Source organism: Prevotella veroralis (assembly GCF_018127765.1).
Classification (GTDB): Bacteria; Bacteroidota; Bacteroidia; order Bacteroidales; family Bacteroidaceae; genus Prevotella; species Prevotella veroralis.
Map to the genome: position 1 here is coordinate 187,140 of NZ_CP072331.1, position 19,810 is coordinate 206,949.

At 46.6% G+C, this 19,810-nt stretch carries 9 protein-coding genes, 2 tRNA genes and 3 rRNA genes; 5 read left to right on the forward strand and 9 right to left on the reverse strand.

What is annotated here, in order from left to right; translation table 11 throughout:
• The first annotated feature begins 29 nt into the window (after positions 1–29).
• From J5A55_RS08925 to J5A55_RS08940, 4 genes are all read left to right on the forward strand, one after another.
• The gene (locus J5A55_RS08925; RefSeq protein ID WP_004383159.1) at positions 30–2,597 is read left to right on the forward strand and encodes a transglycosylase domain-containing protein; all 2,568 of its coding nucleotides are present in this window, start codon (positions 30–32) and stop codon (positions 2,595–2,597) included.
• 18 nt (positions 2,598–2,615) lie between these two features.
• A complete protein-coding gene (locus J5A55_RS08930; protein WP_004383158.1) occupies positions 2,616–4,358 on the forward strand; it encodes an ATP-dependent DNA helicase in 1,743 nt (580 codons plus the stop codon).
• Between the two features lie 288 nt (positions 4,359–4,646).
• Complete coding sequence (locus tag J5A55_RS08935) at positions 4,647–5,195, forward strand: hypothetical protein (RefSeq protein ID WP_004383157.1); 549 nt, start codon at positions 4,647–4,649, stop codon at positions 5,193–5,195.
• 625 nt (positions 5,196–5,820) lie between these two features.
• Positions 5,821–5,985 carry a hypothetical protein gene (locus J5A55_RS08940; RefSeq protein WP_018911286.1) on the forward strand — a complete coding sequence of 55 codons (165 nt, stop codon included), beginning with the start codon at positions 5,821–5,823 and terminating at the stop codon, positions 5,983–5,985.
• A gap of 182 nt (positions 5,986–6,167) precedes the next feature.
• Here J5A55_RS08940 and J5A55_RS08945 read toward each other — a convergent pair whose 3' ends face one another.
• The 4 genes from J5A55_RS08945 to J5A55_RS08960 form a co-directional block, all read right to left on the reverse strand.
• Positions 6,168–7,598 (reverse strand): TolC family protein, encoded by a 1,431-nt coding sequence (locus J5A55_RS08945; RefSeq protein WP_004383152.1) that lies wholly within the window; start codon positions 7,596–7,598, stop codon positions 6,168–6,170.
• Positions 7,595–10,783 (reverse strand): efflux RND transporter permease subunit, encoded by a 3,189-nt coding sequence (locus J5A55_RS08950; protein WP_004383151.1) that lies wholly within the window; start codon positions 10,781–10,783, stop codon positions 7,595–7,597. The genes J5A55_RS08945 and J5A55_RS08950 overlap by 4 nt, the downstream gene beginning before the upstream one ends.
• 4 nt (positions 10,784–10,787) lie before the next feature.
• A complete protein-coding gene (locus J5A55_RS08955; protein ID WP_004383150.1) occupies positions 10,788–11,864 on the reverse strand; it encodes an efflux RND transporter periplasmic adaptor subunit in 1,077 nt (358 codons plus the stop codon).
• A gap of 254 nt (positions 11,865–12,118) precedes the next feature.
• A complete protein-coding gene (locus J5A55_RS08960; protein ID WP_234396068.1) occupies positions 12,119–13,291 on the reverse strand; it encodes a hypothetical protein in 1,173 nt (390 codons plus the stop codon).
• 717 nt (positions 13,292–14,008) lie between these two features.
• Here J5A55_RS08960 and J5A55_RS08965 point away from each other — a divergent pair.
• The gene (locus tag J5A55_RS08965; protein ID WP_004383147.1) at positions 14,009–14,251 is read left to right on the forward strand and encodes a hypothetical protein; all 243 of its coding nucleotides are present in this window, start codon (positions 14,009–14,011) and stop codon (positions 14,249–14,251) included.
• 30 nt (positions 14,252–14,281) lie between these two features.
• On the opposite strand, the gene rrf is transcribed toward J5A55_RS08965, so the two are convergent.
• The 5 genes from rrf to J5A55_RS08990 form a co-directional block, all read right to left on the reverse strand.
• Positions 14,282–14,394: ribosomal RNA gene (gene rrf / locus J5A55_RS08970) — 5S ribosomal RNA — on the reverse strand.
• 339 nt (positions 14,395–14,733) lie between these two features.
• Positions 14,734–17,636, reverse strand: a 23S ribosomal RNA gene (locus J5A55_RS08975).
• Positions 17,637–17,827: 191 nt separating this feature from the next.
• Positions 17,828–17,901: transfer RNA gene (locus J5A55_RS08980), tRNA-Ala, on the reverse strand.
• 67 nt (positions 17,902–17,968) lie between these two features.
• Positions 17,969–18,042, reverse strand: a tRNA-Ile gene (locus tag J5A55_RS08985).
• Between the two features lie 184 nt (positions 18,043–18,226).
• Positions 18,227–19,757 (reverse strand): 16S ribosomal RNA (locus J5A55_RS08990).
• The 16S, 23S and 5S rRNA genes sit together here with 2 tRNA genes alongside, the layout of an rRNA operon.
• Positions 19,758–19,810 lie beyond the last annotated feature (53 nt).

Sequence of the window (19,810 nt, forward strand, 5' to 3'; positions counted from 1 at the left end):
TATATTATAAAACGAAGATTGTAAAGGCAATGATAAAGAGACTTTATTCATTTATTAAAGCTATTTTCCAAGGAATTATACACTTCTTTCCTTGGTACATAAAGCTCTATAAGGGTCGTGCATGGTACACGAAAGCAGCACTGGGGATTACTTCCTTCATCGTTGCCATATTCCTCTATTTAGGCATGGTAGATACTAACTTCCTTTGGCTCTTTGGTAGATCGCCTGGCTTTATAGAGATTAAAACACCTCCAACGTATGCTGCTTCGGAGATATATAGTGCTGATTCCGTACTCATTGGACGGTTTTATAAGGAAAACCGAACACCTGTTAAGTATAGTGAAGTTACTCCCGCCTTCTGGAATGCACTGATTAGTACGGAGGACGAACGCTTCTACAGCCATCATGGAATCGACTTCATGGGCATCGGCGGAGCGATCAAGGACGCTGTTACTCGTGGTGATGGACGAGGCGCATCGACGATTACTCAGCAGCTGGCAAAGAACATGTTCCGTGTGAGAACACAGTATTCTACAGGCTTATTAGGGCACGTTCCAGGGCTTCGCATGCTCATTATGAAGAGCAAGGAATGGATCATTGCGGTGAAACTTGAGCTTATCTATTCCAAAAAAGAGATATTGACAATGTATGCAAATACCGTCGATTTCGGTAACAATTCATACGGAGTCAAGACCGCAGCAAAGACCTATTTCAATACCACACCATCGAAGATGTCGGTTGATCAAGCAGCCACCCTCGTGGGTATGCTAAAGGCTACTACCTACTACAACCCCATCACGCACCCCAAAAACTCTATCCGTCGACGCAACACAGTATTATATAATATGGTGACCCACCATGTATTACCTCAATCGGAGTACACCGCTTACTCGCAGCGCCCACTACGCCTTGATGTACACATGGAAGAGAACTATGACGGTCAAGCTCAGTACTTCCGTCAATATGTTGCAGACGAGTTCAAGGACTGGATGAAAGAGCATGGTTACGACTTATATAGTAGTGGTCTCAAGATCTACACCACGATCGACACTCGCATGCAGAAGTATGCCGAGCAAGCTGTGTCGAAGCAGATGGAGCGTGTGCAAAACACCTTTAACAACCATTGGCGGGGTCAGAACCCATGGAGAGATGCGCGTGGACAGGAAATACCGGGCTTCATTGAGGGTATAGCCCAGCGTCAACCCTTCTATAAGAAACTTGTTCAAAAGTATCCCAACCAGCCCGATAGCGTCCTTTACTATCTAAATAAACCTCACAAGGTAAAGCTCTTTGATTATGCAAAAGGCACCATTGAGAAAGAGATGTCATCGATGGACTCCATCCGTTACATGGTACAGTTTATGCACTGCGCGATGGTCGCCATGGAACCTCAAAGTGGTGCAGTAAGGGCGTGGGTAGGCGATATCGACTTCAACACATGGAAGTATGATAAGGTCGTAGCAGAGCGTCAGCCGGGGTCTACCTTCAAGCTTTTTGTGTACACCGAGGCCATGCGACAGGGATTGACCCCATGCACTCGTCGACGTGACGAATACATCAGTATGCAGGTTCTCGATAAGAAGACTGGACAGATGAAGACGTGGACTCCTCATAATGCCAATGGACGTTTTTCTAACGACTCGATACCTTTGATGACTGCTTTCGCTCGAAGTATTAACTCCATCGCAGTGCGTGTTGGACAGGAAGTCACTATACCAAATGTTATCGAGACAGCGCAGAAGATGGGTATCAAGAGTCCGTTGGATGACGAGCCATCATTGGCTCTTGGCTCAAGTGATGTTAACCTACTTGAGATGGTGGATGCCTACTCTACGATCGCAAACTACGGTGAACAGATTGATCCAGTGGTAGTTACTCGAATCGTAGACATGAATGGCAACGAGGTCTATACGGCTCCACAAAACCATGAGAGAGCCGTAGATACGAAGTCTGCCTTCCTAATGCAACAAATGCTCAAAGCAGGTGTTAATCAAGGAGGAGGCACCAGTTTGGCTTTGCGCCAATACGTTCCTACCGATACAGACTGGGGTGGAAAGACAGGTACAAGTAATAACCACTCCGATGCATGGTTTATGGCTGTCAGCCCGAATCTAGTAGTTGGTGCATGGGTAGGAGGCGAGTATCGCTCCATACACTTCCGTACAGGTGCCCTCGGACAAGGCTCTAAAACGGCCTTACCGGTGGTGGGTGAGTTCCTTCATAGCCTCATGTACGACCGCACCTATCAGCGTTATCATGCCAAATGGGAGGTAGATGAGGATGATGACATCGACCCATCAATGTATAATTGTCTGCCGCCTCCAGTCCAACGACAGCTCCCTGACTCGTTAAAAGGGCAAAATGCAGCTCGCAGACATCAGCAGGGTGATATTGAGGAGGATATTCCTTCAGATGAAGACAATGTTGAGGGCATGCCTCCCGAACCTGCTCCACCAGCCGAACCTGTTAGTAGACACCAGGTTGAAAACGGCTCAGAAGGTGGCGGAAACACCCATGAGAGCAAGGCAGAAAAAAAGAAGGAAAAGAAGATAAAGGCTGCTAAAGACCCAACGGTAAGTAATATTGAATGGGACTAAGCGGCGTTCGTCAACATCATGGAAGCGGCTATCAGTAACGCAATAGACCTACAGAATCCAGAGCTGCAAAAGGCTTTGCAGATCATTCAGTTTACACATCATTCCCTGTTCCTGACCGGTAAGGCAGGTACGGGGAAGTCTACTTTCTTGCGTTATATATCGTCTACTACGAAGAAGAAGCACGTTATCCTCGCCCCGACCGGTATAGCTGCCATCAATGCAGGAGGCAGCACTTTGCATAGCTTCTTCAAGTTACCTTTCCATCCATTAGTGCCTGATGATAGTCGATACACGCCTCGCCACCTGCGCGGGACAATGCGTTATAACGGCGACAAGTGCAAGCTCTTGCGCGAAGTGGAGCTTATCATCATCGATGAGATAAGCATGGTTCGTGCCGACATCATTGATTTTATCGATAAAGTATTGCGTGTTTACAATCGCAATATGCGTGAGCCTTTCGGTGGAAAGCAGCTCCTTTTGGTTGGAGACATCTATCAGTTAGAGCCCGTAGTCAAGGAGGATGACCGCAAACTATTGCAACCTTATTATGCAAGCAACTATTTTTTCGATGCAAAGGTATTTCAGGATTACCCCTTGGTCAGCATTGAGTTGAATAAAGTTTATCGTCAGAACGATTCCACCTTCATATCCATTCTCGACCACATACGCACCAATCAAGCTACAGACAGCGATTTCAACAGTATAAACGCACGTGTGGGTGCATCCTTGGAACCGCAGGATAAGGACAAAGAAAACTTTACTATCACACTTTCAACACGCCGCGATACGGTCGACTGGATCAATAATGAGGGACTAAACAAGCTCGATGGCGACCCCGTGATGTTCCTTGGTGAGATCAAGGGAGAGTTCCCCGAGAGCAGTCTCCCCACCCCCATGGAATTGAATCTCAAGGTGGGTGCACACGTAATGTTCATTAAGAACGATATAGACAAGCAGTGGGTCAATGGCACACTGGGCATTATCATCGGTATAGATGATGAGGAGGGCGTGCTCTATGTACGCACGGAAGAGGGCGAAGACTTGCAGGTTCAGCGTGAAATGTGGGCTAACGTGCGTTACACCTTCAATGAGATTGAGAAGAAGATAGAGGAAGAACAGATAGGAACCTACGTGCAATTCCCATTGAAACTAGCGTGGGCTATCACCGTACATAAGAGTCAAGGATTAACGTTCAAGAACGTTAATATCGACTTCACGGGCGGTGTTTTCGCAGGTGGTCAGGCTTATGTCGCACTCTCCCGATGCACCAGTTTGAATGGAATCAGCCTCAAAGACCCATTGAGGAGGGATGAGGTTTTCGTCCGAGCAGAGGTTACGCAGTTTGCACGTCATTATAATGATCGCAATAGAATTGCCACCGCCTTGAAGCAAAGTAAAGCCGATAAGGAATATTACGATGCTGTACGAGCATTCGACGAAGGCGATTATGACAGTTTTCTAAACAATTTCTTCCTTGCCATCCATAGTCGATATGACATAGAGAAGCCTGTTGTCAAGCGGTATATCCGCCGTAAACTCGAAACGATTAATCAGCTCCGACGAGAGAACGAAGCCTTGCGGCAGCAACAACGCGAGCATGAGGATTTTCTCAAACAACTTTCTGTTGAATATGTGATGATGGGTAAGGAATGCGAGAAAGAGGGGATGCGTGAAGCTGCCATAGCCAACTATGAGAAGGCAGTGAGGCTCTATGAAGATAACCCGATAGCACGGGGACGCCTCGAACAGCTATGCCCGTAATACAAAATAAAAAGCCTCCCCAAGCCCCTCCAAAGGAGGGGATGTGTTCCCTCCAAGTCCTGCCTTGATGCAAAATACATATTCGATTAGTGCTGTTGGGGGGTAGATTCAAGGAGTGAAAGGAGTGAGGAGGAGTGAAAGGGAGTGAATACAATAGCACTGGCTGCTGTTAGTTGTACTCTCAAAGACTAATGTCTTAACTCCTGTTTCCTGTATCCCGACTCCTAAAAAGGTGCTGTCTCAACTCCTATATCCTGTATTCTGACTCCCAAAATAGAATTAAATTGCATGAAAAAGAATAATAATCAATCTCGAATCATCAGTTTTATCTTCCTCAGCATACTATTGGCTGTGGGCGTAATAGCCTCCTGTCACCATAAAAACAGGCTTGAGGTTGAAGACAGTAAAGACACTGTTGCGGCGAAGGATTTTGCCCCTTTGGTCGATAATGGTAAGTTATCAATCGACCTAAAAGGCATTACCTCCGTTGCATTCCCTAAGTATAAACTCTCCAAAGCAACGCCTTTCATCCCCGATTCCGTTAGTATTGCAGCGGACGAAGAGACCGTCTCCAGCGGTAATTACTCGGCAACTCTTCTGCTCGACACCATCCCTTCCAAAGCCTTCTATCAGTCGGTTGAGACCGCTGCACAACACGACACCTGTTGGCATATTAACAACTTCGCTTTCACTTACGAACATAAGGATAAGCAAGGAGGAGTGTATAAGGTCAGCTTCAGCAAAGGCGGTCAACAGATCTTTGTTACCCATCTCAACAGTGACATGGTGGGGCTTTCTGGTAATTCAAAATTCAAAGTTCAAAATTCAAAATTATGATTAGTTCTGTGTGAAATGATGGTCTGCTAAGATACTCTGTACCATATAGTTCTGTGTAACGAGGCTGTGCCTCGTTAGCGCGAGTCATAAAGCTGCAAATGAAGAGACGCCCTTCTCGAATTGAGAAGGGCATCCCTTTGCATTAAGGAAGGCGTCTCCTTACATCGAAGAAACGCCCTCTTTAAACAGAAGCATCCCCACAACGTAGGGACAGACGCCCTCGTCTGTCCGCTCATCTATCCTTTCATGACATCCCGTTAGGTAACATCCCCTCCTTTGGAGGGGCTTGGGGAGGCTTTTATTGCTTATCTTTATACGGACAGACGAGGGCGTCTGTCCCTACATTCTGGCGCTCTATTGCACTGAACAAATAACCTGTCTACTTGTTAACTATCCACTCGTCCACTCTACCTAATCATAATTTTGAATTTTGAACTTTGAATTTTGAATTGCACTTGGGCGTCTGCCTCTGTAGATTCCCATGTTCCTTTAGGAACTCTGTGTCGCCTTTAGGCTTTGTGCCATCTGTGTATTCCGTGTTAAGAGAAGCCTCATCCCCGCCCCCCCTCCGAATGGAGAGGAGGCGTGAATAGTATTGTTTGCAAACAAAGGGGGCGTCTCTTTGATGCAAAGAAAGGCTCTCTTCAATGCGAAGAAACGCCCTCTTCGATTGGAGAAGGGCGTTTCCTTGTTTTTGTTCTGGATGTTCCTGTTAATGAGGTGCTACCTCGTTACACTGAAACTATATTACACGGGTATTTCAGCAAAGCCTTACTTCAAACAGAGCTAATCATAATTTTGAATTTTGAACTTTGAATTTTGAATTAAAGAAAAGCCTTCCCTAACTGGCTCCCGTTAGGCACTCCTCCCCTTGGGGGAGGCTGGGTGGGGTTGTTCCATTCGGAGAGGGGACGGGGGAGAGAGGCTGTAGAAGGACGGCTATGAGGCTGTTGGTTGGATCGAGGTGAGGCTTTAGAAGTACCCTCGATATAGGTCAATAAGGGCGGAGAGTTGCTGCAACTGTGTGTCAATAAGCTCCACTTGGCAATCGAGCTGTTCGCGCTCGCTATCAAGAACCTCAAGGTAGGTTGCACGGTTATAGTTGTAGAGTTGCTGGACAGCGGTCACTGCTCGCGCCAGAGCCTCCGCCTGTTTGGTCTTCATCGACTGGTATTGTGCGAGGTTATGAGCCTTCGACTGCAAGGTAGTCATATCGCTGTAAGCTGATAGCAGCACCTTATCATAATTGTAAAGAGCCTCTAATTGCAGGGCATTCGCTTGGTCGAAATTAGCTTGAATAGCCTTTTTGTTGATGATTGGAGCAGCCAATCCGCCCACGACGTTAAAGGCGATTGACTTCGGAATACGTAATAGATACTTCGGGTTGAAAGCGTCTATTCCCAATGCAGCAGACACGTTCAGCGAGGGAAGGAAAGCCTTGCGAGCCACTTCGACATCCCATTTTGCCGCTTCAAGTTGGTGCTCTGCCTGTACAACATCAGGTCGTTTGAGTAAGAGACTCGTTGGAATTGTCTGCAAAGACGATGGCACCTGTCGACTCATCAAGTTCGCTTTGTTACGCAAGATAGGCGTTGGATAACGCCCAAGTAGCATGTTCAGGTTGTTTTCCGTCTCTGTTATCGCCTGTCGGAGTTGGTATTCATCGGCAGAGGCTTTGGCTAATTCGGCCTCAAACTTATCCACTGCCAACTGCGTGTCGGCATCAGCTTCTTTCTGCACACGGGCTATCTGCACCGCACGTTCCTGTAGTTTGATATATTGGTGCATAATGTCCAACTTGCAATCCAACGCCAACAACAAGTAGTAATTCTCTGCTACATCAGCCACCAACTGGCTCTTTAGCGTGCGTTGACCATCCTCCGAAGCAAGGTAACGTTCGACTGCTGCACGCTTATCGCTATTGAGTTGATTCCAAAGGTCAATCGTCCAGTTGAGTTGCAGGCTGGGTGCTATATCTGGCGTAACGGTTGGGATGTTATGACCGGGTGTGATTTGCGTACCCACGTTACCGGCACCGTCAGCCGTATAACGCCCCACTTTCGATGCGCCAACAGCCATGTTTGCAGTGATGGAAGGCAACATCTGTCCACGTTTGGATAGAATATTACTCTTCGCAATAGCCATCTCCTGCAAGGTTATCTTTAGGTCTTGATTATTGTTCAAAGCCGTATCGATGAGCGCACGGAGCGTTTCATCCTGGAAGAAATCACGCCAAACAGGGATGGCGCTCACCGTGTCACTCGTTGCAACAGGGAGGCTTGCTTTGATGGTGTCCTTCGGTAAGGTCGCTTGCGGAGTCTTACATGCTGCGAGAGATAACAGCCCCAACAGGGCTGCTATATTATATATAATGTGTAACTGTCTATGGTTCTTTTTCATCATTTTGATTCCTCCTTAGATTCTTCCTTGTGGTAACGTTTGTCCTTCTCTTCGCTTAATGGCTTGTCTTTCTGGTAGTGGACGATCTTATCCGCCATAGATGCAAAGATGTTGTAAAGCCCTGGGATGAGCAGAAGTCCGAACATCGTTCCGACGATCATACCACCCACTGCAGCCGTACCGATGGTTTTGTTGCCAATAGCACCAGCTCCCGAGGCAAAGACGAGTGGGATCAAACCAGCGATGAAAGCGATACTTGTCATTAGAATTGGGCGGAATCTCGCTACCGCACCTTCGATCGCTGCGTGCAGAATAGGCTGTCCGAGATTCTTTCGTTGTACGGCATATTCAACCATTAACACAGCGTTCTTGCCCAATAGACCGATAAGCATGACGAGGGCTATCTGCGCATAGATATTATTCTCCAGACCGCATAGTTTCAGGAAGAGGAAGGCTCCGAAGATACCAACGGGTAGGAAGATAATGACCGGAAGAGGCAATAGGAAGTTCTCATACTGCGCTGCCAAGATGAGGTAAACGAAGACAAGACAGACGATGAAGATGATGATTGCGGTGTTACCCTGGTCCACTTCATCCTTTGAAATACCAGCCCAATCATAGTCATAACCCTTTGGTAAGGACTTTTCTGCTACTTCACTAATGGCGTTCAGAGCCTGTCCACTGGAATAACCGGGGGCTGGTGCACCTGTTACCTCTGATGAGTTGTAAAGGTTATGACGTGTGATTTCACTCATACCATACACCTTCTGCAACGTCATAAAGTCTGAATAAGGCACCATATTGCCCTCATCATTCTTTGTATAGAGGTGGAGTAAATCCTCTGGGAACGCCCTATACTGTGGCGCGGCTTGCACAATTACTTTATAAGGCTTGCCAAATTCGATGAATCCCGTTTGATAGTCTGAACCCACCAAGATCGATAAGTTATTGAGCGCCTTACCGGGTTCTACACCCTTTTGAAGCGCCATTGCGTCATTGACGTTGAGCATGTATTGAGGGAAGCTAGCCGAATAGAACGTGAAAGCGTTACCTATTTCTGGACGCTTATTAAGCTCCTTTACGAAGTCTTTACTAACCTTCTCCATCTGGTGATAATCGTTATTACCAGTCTTATCTAATAGTCTCAACTCGAATCCACTGGCTGCTCCATAACCTGGAATCGATGGTGGTTCGAAGAAATCAATGTTCGCCGTCGTGATGACCTTACACTTTTGTTCAAGATCAGCGATAATCTCTTTGGCTGTACGCTTGCGGTGTTTCCAGTCCTTGAGATTGATCAGACAGCTACCAGAGTTGGCACTTGTTCCCTCTGAAAGGATCTCGAAACCAGCCAAAGAGGACACACTCTCGACTCCTTCCTCTTTCTTGGCAATGGCGAGGAGTTGGTGAGCAACCTCGTTCGTGCGCTCTATGGTTGAGCCTGGGGGCGTCTCGATGACAGCGTAAATCATACCTTGATCCTCTTGCGGAATGAATCCTGAAGGCAGACCAAGGTTCACCCAATAGGCAAGACCACAGAACACTAAGATGGCAAGCAGTGTAAAGGCTTTGTGCTTAACGGTGTGTTGCAGTAAGTTAGCATACCGCTTGCTACCAGCATCGAAAGTGGTATTGAACTTCTTTAATAGGCGTCCGATGAATCCTAATTTGACGTTATGTTCCTGTTCTTTAGTCAATATCAACGCACAAAGAGCAGGTGTCAGTGTGAGGGCAACGAAGCCTGAAAAGAGAATACTTGAAGCCATCGTGATAGAGAACTGGCGATAGAACATACCCTCAGGACCGCCCATGAATGCCACAGGAATAAACACCGAAGCCATGACAAGGGATATTGCTATGATGGCACCAGATATCTCCTTCATCGCTTTCTCCGTCGCTTCGACGGGTGAGAGTTTGTTTCGTGCAATCTGAACATTCACTGCCTCAATCACAACTATCGCATCATCAACGACGATACCGATAGCCATCACCAACGCAAAGAGGGATATCATGTTGAGCGTGATATTGAATGCTAACATCGCAATGAAGCTACCCAAGAGAGAGACGGGGACGGCAAGTACAGGGATAACAGCCGATCGCCAGTCACCAAGGAAGATAAAGACTACGAGTGCAACAAGCACGAATGCTTCGAAAAGAGTGTGTACTACTTTCTCGATACTGGCGTTCAGGAAGCGGCTAATGTCATAACTGATCTCATAGTGCATACCCTTTGGCATGTCTTTCTGAAGGCGTGTCATGGTTTGTTTCACCTGCTTGATAACGTTGCTGGCATTGCTTCCGTAGGCTTGTTTCAACGTCACGGCGGCAGATGGGCGACCATTCAGTGTGGAATAGATATCATATACCTCACTACCAAGATGTATGTCGGCAATATCTTTCAAACGCACAGCTTGACCGTCAGGAGTACTTTTGAGGATGATATTACCATATTGTTCGGCAGTAGTGTAACGCCCAGGATATTTCAAGACAAACTCCTTCACCTGTGGACGTGTACCTCCACTCTCACCGAGTTTACCTGGTGACACCTCTATATTCTGGTCTTCCAAGGCATCGCTGACATCATCGGTTGACAGTCCGTAAGCGGTCATCTTATCCGGATGTAACCACACACGCATGGCGTAACTACGCGTTCCGAGGATATCAAGATCGCCCACTCCATCTACACGAAGCAGCTCTGGTGAGATGTTAATATCGAAGTAGTTGAATAGAAAGTCTTGATTCACGCTGGGGTCGTCACTGTAGAGATTGATGTACATAAGGATGTTTGGCTCCTCACGTGATATCTGCACACCCTCACGAATGACCTCTGGCGGGAGCTTATTAGTGGCTGCAGAGACACGATTCTGCACATTGACGGCATCGACGTTAGGGTCGGTTCCGAGCTTGAAGACCACATTCAACTCTGCCTCACCATCGTTACCTGCATCACTCTCAATATACTTCATGCCTGGCACACCATTGAGGGCTTGCTCCAACGGAATGATGACCGACTTCACAAGCAACTCATTGTTAGCCCCCGGGTATTCGGCAGTTACGTTCACCTTAGGCGGTGAGATTGATGGAAACTGCGTGATCGGGAGGTTGAAAAGACAAAGGATTCCAATAAAGGCAATGACCAGTGCTATCACAATAGATAGAACCGGTCGACGAATAAATATCTTAAACATCTACCTAAATAGTGATTTCGTTAGACTTTATTGCTTGTCGGGGACTTACGAAACGAGTGCGAACTCTATCGCCATCGTTGACCTTTTGGATGCCATCAGTTAGGTAATGATCCTCTGGACGAAGCCCTGAAGCAACGACATAAATGCCTGTTGCCTCGGAAGAAATCTGTATCTGACGCTGGTGAACAACGTTGTTTTTATCGATGACAAAGACATATTTGCGGTCTTGCAACTCATACACGGCTTCTTGAGGGATAACTATTGCATGGCTCTTACGCACTAACAGTTGCACAGTTCCCGTCTGTCCGTTGCGCAAAAGCCCCTTAGAATTAGCAAACAAAGAGCGAACAGAAATTGTTCCAGTGGCATTGTCGAATTGACCCGATATGTCCTTGATATGTCCCTGGGCTGGGAATGTGCTGCCATTAGCCAACAGTAGCTTCAGAGGAAGGTGCATATAAAGGTCGGGATGTTGCTGAAAAACGAGGTAATCAGTCTCTGAGATGTTGAAGTAAACCTGCATTTGTGAGTTGTCAGAAAGCGTAGTTAAGAGGTCATCCTGTTGAATGAAACTACCCATCTTCTGCGGTATCCTCCCTAAGACACCAGCAAAGGGTGCGCGGATAACAGCCAACTTCTTGCGTAGTACGGCGAGTTTATAATCGGCACTGGCAGACTGCAATTTAGCTTTTGCCATGCGTTTTGCATTCGGTGAAATGACGTTATTTTCAGTCAGTTTACTTGTATTTTGCAAATCAATTTCGGCTTGTTCTTGCTCTGAACGAGCCTTTGCAATCTCCTCATCCTCGCCCACAATGGCTATACGGAACAAGGGTTGACCAGCGCGAACATGCTGTCCTTCACTCACAAAGATTTGTTGCAAGATTCCTTCTTGCTGTGAGCGAACCTCAATGTTACGCAACGATTGAATGTTAGCAACATAACTTTGCGGAAGGTTTACATCAGTGACCAATGGCGTTGTTGATGTGTAAACGGCATTGGTTTGTTGCTCCGCTTTCTTCGAATGACAGCCCCATAGCAACACGGCTAATAGGAACATAAGACTTGAAAACCTCTTCATAAAACATCTAATTGTGGGTTATCGTGCTGGCAACTAACATTCACTTCACTTCAAGACTTCGCTTGTCTCTGGTTTAAATCGGTTCGTGCTTTGTCATACCACACGCCCTTTGTATATGCTATAAATAATCCGTGCAAAGATAAACAATAATCTCTATTTCTTCTATAAATTCACAGAAATTATAGAAAAGAATGTGAGATAAGTGAAGAGGAAGCCGCTGCCCGATACATAGGTATCGGATGTAATATGATGAACTACTCGTCACCTATATCACTACTCGCCTCTGCCTCAGTATCATACTCCTGATAAACTCTCTCACATAACTTCCTATAGTTCGGAAGATTTAAGTAATTGTTCTTCTCAAGATAAGACTTGAAAGCACCTTCATAATAAAGCTCATGACCCAATACTGACGTCCAATCTTGTCCGCTTTTAGCACCTAACTGATAAAGATAATAACTGATATAAGCCACTATTTGAAAGCGTTCTTGCTTCGTGAAAGCACTCACCCACTCCGGTTGTTCGCCTTCATTCATCAATACGAATTGGGATAAATATGCCTGAAGAAGGTTCCCCCACACAGAATAATGTGCATTATTAACAGGTTGGTTGAGGATAGTTTTCAACAATCCCTCTCGAATCTCAACAGATGAATGTTTCGTATTCTTCTTACAAGCAAAGGTGTTTTCAAACATGTAGACTTGCTTTTCCTCTTTGTACTTCGATAACATTTCGTTCATTACAAGTCTGTTAATATCCTCATTCTTATCGTATCCATAATCATAAAGTAAGTTCGTGAGAAACTCTGCATCGTGTTTCTTTAACCATTGAAAAGCAATCTTACTATCGTGAAAAATAAACTCATTCTCATAGAAATAATTATCATCTACGAGATTAAGGACTAATTTCCCATGCCTTACTTTCGCTTTATATAACTCATCAGAGCCTTGATCTGTCACCCCCTCGATACGAACTGCATCTTCAATAACAGGAGGCACACTCATAAGATAGTTATACTTTGGAATATAAATAAGGCACTTCCAAAAGTAATTAGGCTGCTCAAAGAAGTCACATCGTATACTCTTGGTCTGTTGCATACGCTCTGCATGGTTATCATCCTTGAAGATAAACTTTCTAAACTGCAACTTACTTAAAGCAGAATTACTCTGGGTTACATCAATATTGAAATACTTTAAGATAGCTTTTCGCGCTGACTCATCATCAACTGGGCAGAAACCTCTCTTGCGAAGTGCAGCGTTCAACAATTCAACGGCAACGTCAGTGTATTCAACTTGGGCTTTATTCGGCAAAGAGAGAATCCCACCATCTGACACTTTCATCAGATCCATATAATAAGACCTGATTTGCTTGTCATACATTTGAAGTAAATCTTTCGATACTATTTGAGGCTTTTTTGTAGGACTCATAACCTTTACCTCTCGCTTAGGTCTACCACAACTAAACAACATTGCAGCGAGTAATAAAATTAAAGATAGACTTGATATCCATTTCATTGCTTTAATCTCCATAGCTAATTTCAACACGAGGTTTACCATCTAAAGATGCCACTTACGACTGCAGAGCAACTTTTGATACAAATGTAAGTATTAACTAGCTATTTTACAAATGTTTACTTACTTCTTTTCCATTAAATGCGCTAACCGTCTTACGCATAAAGTCCCTTCACAACTAATATCCATAAATAAATAAAGACAGAGGCATATATACACTTCATCTCTAAGCTCTCTATAAAACTACTATCTCCACTTTTTACACTCCACAAGACACTCAAAAAATTGTTCGCGAACTCTTCCCAATTTGTTCGCGAACTCTTCTTGAATTGTTCGCGAACAATTTTTAGCCTGCCTTAGAAGTGCTTCTTCTTGGTTCTATCATAAGGTCTTCTTGGCGTAAGATTATTAAGGTAAGGCACGAGTTGTTAACATCAACAAGATATACTTTCGTGGGGACACGAGTATACTTCCGTGCCCCACGGGTCGTACAGCCGTACCCTATAAGTCCTACTACTCAGATAAGGGTATTAAGCAATCGTGGATAAAGGTGTTAAACACTCTTAGGCAAGGGTGTTAAACACTCTTAGGTAAGGGTGTTAAACACTCTCGGGCAAAGGTGTTAAACACCCTATGCGCATCAAACGTTTCTCGTTTACTCTCTACCAGCATTACTTTCCTGCGGACGGTGAGCGATCGTTCGGAGAGGATTTGGGAAAAGTTGGGGAGAGGATGGGGAAAGAGTTGGGAGGAACTGTTGAAGGGGATGGGGCGATGAGAGTTAAGAGGTATGAGGTTGAAAGGTATGGCATTGAGAGTTATGGCGTTGAGAGCTATAGGATTAAGAGTGGGACAAACAAAAAAAGAGAGCTTTGAAGAGAAATCTTCGAAGCTCTCTAAAGTGAAAGAAGGCGGCGACCTACTCTCCCGCATTGCATTGCAGTACCATCGGCGCAGACGGGCTTAACTTCTCTGTTCGGAATGGGAAGAGGTGGAACCCCGACGCAATAACCACCTAATGTCTTGTTCGGTTGACTGGTTTTGAAGTTGACAAGTTAACTAGTTGTTTGTCTTTATTCTTGTCTTCCTTCTGTCTTCTTATCAGTAGATTCGTTATTAAACATTGTCCTTAGAACTAATAACTTGTTTACTCGTTCACTTTTAACTCGCTTTCTTGTACACTTTTAACTTGTCTACTCGTATACTTGTTAACTCGTCTACTGACTTGTCAGCCGTATAAGGTGACGTATTTCCACAAGCAAAACATTATAGAACTTTTCTACTTCTATCAAGAAGATTACACAGCTCAAAGTCTGAGTCACTGGTCCCCGCTCTCCACTCTAGGGAGGCGGGAGACCCGAAGAAAGTTTCGGGCAATTAGTAGTGCTCGGCTTTGACGTCACCGTCTTTACACCTACACCCTATCAACGTCATCGTCTATGACGACCCTTATGAGGAGTTCTCATCTTGCGGCTGGCTTCGCACTTAGATGCTTTCAGCGCTTATCCAATCCAGACTCAGATACCCAGCGGTGCACCTGGCGGCACAACTGGTAAACCGGAGGTCTGTCCAACACGGTCCTCTCGTACTAGTGTCAGCACCACGCAAAACTCCAACGCCCACGATAGATAGAGACCGAACTGTCTCACGACGTTCTGAACCCAGCTCGCGTGCCACTTTAATGGGCGAACAGCCCAACCCTTGGGACCTTCTCCAGCCCCAGGATGTGACGAGCCGACATCGAGGTGCCAAACCACCCCGTCGATATGAGCTCTTGGGGGGGATCAGCCTGTTATCCCCGGAGTACCTTTTATCCTTTGAGCGACGGAGTTTCCATACACATCCGCCGGATCACTATGCCCCAGTTTCCTGCCTGCTCGGCATGTCTGCCTCCCAGTCAAGCGCCCTTATGCCATTGCACTCTATGAGACCGGTTACCAATCGGTCCGAGGGCACCTTTGGAAGCCTCCGTTACGCTTTTGGAGGCGACCACCCCAGTCAAACTACCCACCAAGCAGTGTCCACGCAATCTGCGTGTTAGACCTCAGACAGCCAAAGGACCGTATTTCAAGGATGGCTCCACGAATGCTGGCGCACCCGCTTCGAAGCCTCCGGCCTATCCTACACATCGGATGACCAAGGTCAATGCTAAGCTGTAGTAAAGGTTCACGGGGTCTTTTCGTCCCATCGCGGGTAATCGGCATCTTCACCGATACTACAATTTCACTGAGATCATGGTTGAGACAGCGTCCGGATCATTACACCATTCGTGCAGGTCGGAACTTACCCGACAAGGAATTTCGCTACCTTAGGACCGTTATAGTTACGGCCGCCGTTTACTGGGGCTTCAATTCAATGCTTCCTATTGCTAGTGACATCTCCTCTTAACCTTCCAGCACCGGGCAGGTGTCAGGCTGTATACCTCATCTTTCGAGTTTGCACAGCCCTGTGTTTTTGTTAAACAGTTGCCTGGACCTATTCTCTGCGCCTCATATTGCTATGAGGACCCCTTATCCCGAAGTTACGGGGTCAATTTGCCTAGTTCCTTAACCATGAATCTCTCAACGCCTTAGTATATTCTACCCGACCACGTGTGTCCGTTTGCGGTACGGGTCGTATGAACATTAAGTTTAGCGGATTTTCTCGGAAGTATGATTACCTGCACTCAACTCTTCCCGAAGGAAGTGTTGTACTTTCGTGGTTCAGCTCAAGTGGTGGATTTGCCTGCCACTCTCATAACCTACACACTTAAACGCCCTATTCCGTCAGGGCGCGGCAGTGTCACTGCTCCGTCTCCACATCACTGAACATACGAGTTGCGGAATATTAACCGCATCTGCCATCGCCTTCGCCGTTCGGCTGAGACTTAGGACCCGACTAACCCCGGGCTGATTGGCATCGCCCGGGAAACCTCGGTCTTTCGGCGAAAGGGAATCTCACCCTTTTTATCGTTACTTATACCTACATTTGCTTTTCCATAAACTCCAGGATCAGTTACCTTCACCATTCGACGTCGATGGAATGCTCCCCTACCGATACTTTTAATTTACATTACTATCCCGCGCCTTCGGTATCTGACTTATACCCGATTATTATCCATGCCCAGACCCTCGACTAGTGAGCTGTTACGCACTCTTTGAATGAATGGCTGCTTCCAAGCCAACATCCTAGCTGTCACGGGGACCAGACTTCGTTAGACTAACTTAGACAGAATTTCGGGACCTTAGACGGCGGTCTGGATTCTTCTCCTCTCGGGGACGGACCTTAGCACCCGCCCCCTTACTGCACATCTGCTGTCCATAAGCATTCGGAGTTCGTCAGGTCTCGATAGGCGGTGAAGCCCTCTTGACCTATCGGTCGCTCTACCTCTTATGGAGATCGATGCACGCGGCACCTAAATGCCTTTCGGGGAGTACGAGCTATCTCCAAGTTTGATTGGCCTTTCACTCCTACACTCACCTCATCGGGAAGCTTTTCAACGCTTATCCGTGCGGTCCTCCATTCGGTGTTACCCGAACTTCAACCTGGGCAAGTGTAGATCACTTGGTTTCGCGTCTACCCCATCTGACTTGACGCCCTGTTCAGGCTCGCTTTCACTACGGATGCGCATCTCATGACGCTTATCCTTGCCAGACATGGTAACTCGTAGGTTCATTATGCAAAAGGCACGCCGTCACTGAATTAACAGCTCCGACCGCTTGTAGGCGCATGGTTTCAGGAACTATTTCACTCTCCTCATCGGAGTGCTTTTCACCTTTCCTTCACAGTACTCGTTCACTATCGGTCTCACGGGAGTATTTAGCCTTACCGGATGGTCCCGGCGGATTCGCGCAGAATTTCACGTGTTCCGCGTTACTCAGGATACCACTACGTCTCGTCATGCTTCGAATACGGGATTATCACCCTCTATGATTGTTCTTTCCAGAACATTCTTCTCACAATCTAAGTACGACAGCGTGGTCCTACAACCCCAGTGGCGCATTGCTACGTCACTGGTTTGGGCTATTCCCCGTTCGCTCGCCACTACTAGGGGAATCATTAGTTTATTTTCTCTTCCTAGAGGTACTAAGATGTTTCAGTTCCCTCCGTTTGCCTCACTACGTCTGTAGTGATAGCAGGTCTTCAACCTGCTGGGTTGTCCCATTCGGAAATCCTTGGATCAATGGTTATTTGCACCTACCCAAGGCTTATCGCAGCTTATCACGTCCTTCGTCGCCTCCGTGAGCCAAGGCATCCGCCATGCGCCCTTTCTTACTTTCTTCGCCTTCTTCGTAATTACTTACAAAGAATGTAGCTCATACTTTCAGCTGTTGTGTGATTCTAAAGAATTTGAAGTTTTAACCTTCAATAATTAGAATACTAATTCTTCCATTTAAAAGAAAGAATCGTTCTACTTTACAGTCTTGCTTGTGTCAATATGTCAAAGATCTTGTGCTGTATAAAACAGCGAAGTGGAGAATAACGGATTCGAACCGTTGACCCCCTGCTTGCAAAGCAGGTGCTCTAGCCAACTGAGCTAATCCCCCAAGGGAATTTTAGAGTATTGAATTAGAAGTTTTAATTTAGAAACTCTACATTCAATAATAAAAGAAGTAGTCCCAGGCAGACTTGAACTGCCGACCTCCACATTATCAGTGTGGCGCTCTAACCAACTGAGCTATAGGACTGAGTTGGAAGAAAGCTTGTGGTGTTTCTACCTGACTTCCTTTTCTCTTATTCTTAATAACAGTTTCAGTGAGTACAAGAAGAAAAACGAACCAAAGGTTCTTCTCTTATCTTGAGTACCGTTAACTCGTCAACTCATATACTTAAATACTTGTCAACTTACTAACTAATAAACATTCTCTCCAGAAAGGAGGTGTTCCAGCCGCACCTTCCGGTACGGCTACCTTGTTACGACTTAGCCCCAATCACCAGTTTTGCCCTAGGCCGATCCTTGCGGTCACGGACTTCAGGCACCCCCGGCTTTCATGGCTTGACGGGCGGTGTGTACAAGGCCCGGGAACGTATTCACCGCGCCATGGCTGATGCGCGATTACTAGCGAATCCAGCTTCGTGGGGTCGGGTTGCAGACCCCAGTCCGAACTGGGACCGGCTTTCAAGATTGGATGCAATTTGCATTACACCGTCCCTCTGTACCGGCCATTGTAACACGTGTGTAGCCCCGGACGTAAGGGCCGTGCTGATTTGACGTCATCCCCACCTTCCTCACACCTTACGGTGGCAGTGTCTCCAGAGTGCCCAGCATCACCTGATGGCAACTGAAGAGAGGGGTTGCGCTCGTTATGGCACTTAAGCCGACACCTCACGGCACGAGCTGACGACAACCATGCAGCACCTTCACAGAGACCCCGAAGGGCGTCATTATCTCTAAATCCTTCCTCTGCAATTCAAGCCCGGGTAAGGTTCCTCGCGTATCATCGAATTAAACCACATGTTCCTCCGCTTGTGCGGGCCCCCGTCAATTCCTTTGAGTTTCACCGTTGCCGGCGTACTCCCCAGGTGGGATGCTTAATGCTTTCGCTTAGCCGCTGATACCAGGTACCAACAGCGGGCATCCATCGTTTACTGTGCGGACTACCAGGGTATCTAATCCTGTTCGATACCCGCACCTTCGAGCTTAAGCGTCAGTGGCGCTCCCGTCAGCTGCCTTCGCAATCGGAGTTCTTCGTCATATCTAAGCATTTCACCGCTACACGACGAATTCCGCCAACGTTGTGCGTACTCAAGGAAACCAGTATGCGCTGCAAGTCAGACGTTGAGCGTCTACATTTCACAACACACTTAATCTCCGGCCTACGCTCCCTTTAAACCCAATAAATCCGGATAACGCCTGGACCTTCCGTATTACCGCGGCTGCTGGCACGGAATTAGCCGGTCCTTATTCGTATGGTACCTGCAAACAATCACACGTGATTGACTTTATCCCCATACAAAAGCAGTTTACAACCCATAGGGCCGTCATCCTGCACGCTACTTGGCTGGTTCAGACTTACGTCCATTGACCAATATTCCTCACTGCTGCCTCCCGTAGGAGTTTGGACCGTGTCTCAGTTCCAATGTGGGGGACCTTCCTCTCAGAACCCCTACTGATCGTTGCCTTGGTGGGCTGTTACCCCGCCAACAAGCTAATCAGACGCATCCCCATCCATAACCGATAAATCTTTAATCCTAATCTGATGCCGTCAAAGGATTACATAAGGTATTAGTCTGCCTTTCGGCAGGTTATCCCTTAGTTATGGGAAGGTTGGATACGCGTTACTCACCCGTGCGCCGGTCGACGTCCGAAGAGTGCAAGCACTCAACGCCGTTTCCCCTCGACTTGCATGTGTTAAGCCTGTAGCTAGCGTTCATCCTGAGCCAGGATCAAACTCTCCATTGTAAAATATCATTTGTGACAACTTATATAAATACAAGCCATCCGTTTGTCTCTGT

Bases quoted from the DNA above. Each gene is read 5' to 3' on its own strand.
- J5A55_RS08965 (WP_004383147.1), top strand. From the start codon at position 14,009: ATGCGCATCAAACGTTTCTCGTTTACTCTCTACCAGCATTACTTTCCT.
- J5A55_RS08940 (WP_018911286.1), top strand. From the start codon at position 5,821: ATGCAAAGAAAGGCTCTCTTCAATGCGAAGAAACGCCCTCTTCGATTG.
- J5A55_RS08935 (WP_004383157.1), top strand. From the start codon at position 4,647: ATGAAAAAGAATAATAATCAATCTCGAATCATCAGTTTTATCTTCCTC.
- J5A55_RS08960 (WP_234396068.1), bottom strand. From the start codon at position 13,291: ATGAGTCCTACAAAAAAGCCTCAAATAGTATCGAAAGATTTACTTCAA.
- J5A55_RS08950 (WP_004383151.1), bottom strand. From the start codon at position 10,783: ATGTTTAAGATATTTATTCGTCGACCGGTTCTATCTATTGTGATAGCA.
- J5A55_RS08945 (WP_004383152.1), bottom strand. From the start codon at position 7,598: ATGATGAAAAAGAACCATAGACAGTTACACATTATATATAATATAGCA.
- J5A55_RS08930 (WP_004383158.1), top strand. From the start codon at position 2,616: ATGGAAGCGGCTATCAGTAACGCAATAGACCTACAGAATCCAGAGCTG.
- J5A55_RS08955 (WP_004383150.1), bottom strand. From the start codon at position 11,864: ATGAAGAGGTTTTCAAGTCTTATGTTCCTATTAGCCGTGTTGCTATGG.
- J5A55_RS08925 (WP_004383159.1), top strand. From the start codon at position 30: ATGATAAAGAGACTTTATTCATTTATTAAAGCTATTTTCCAAGGAATT.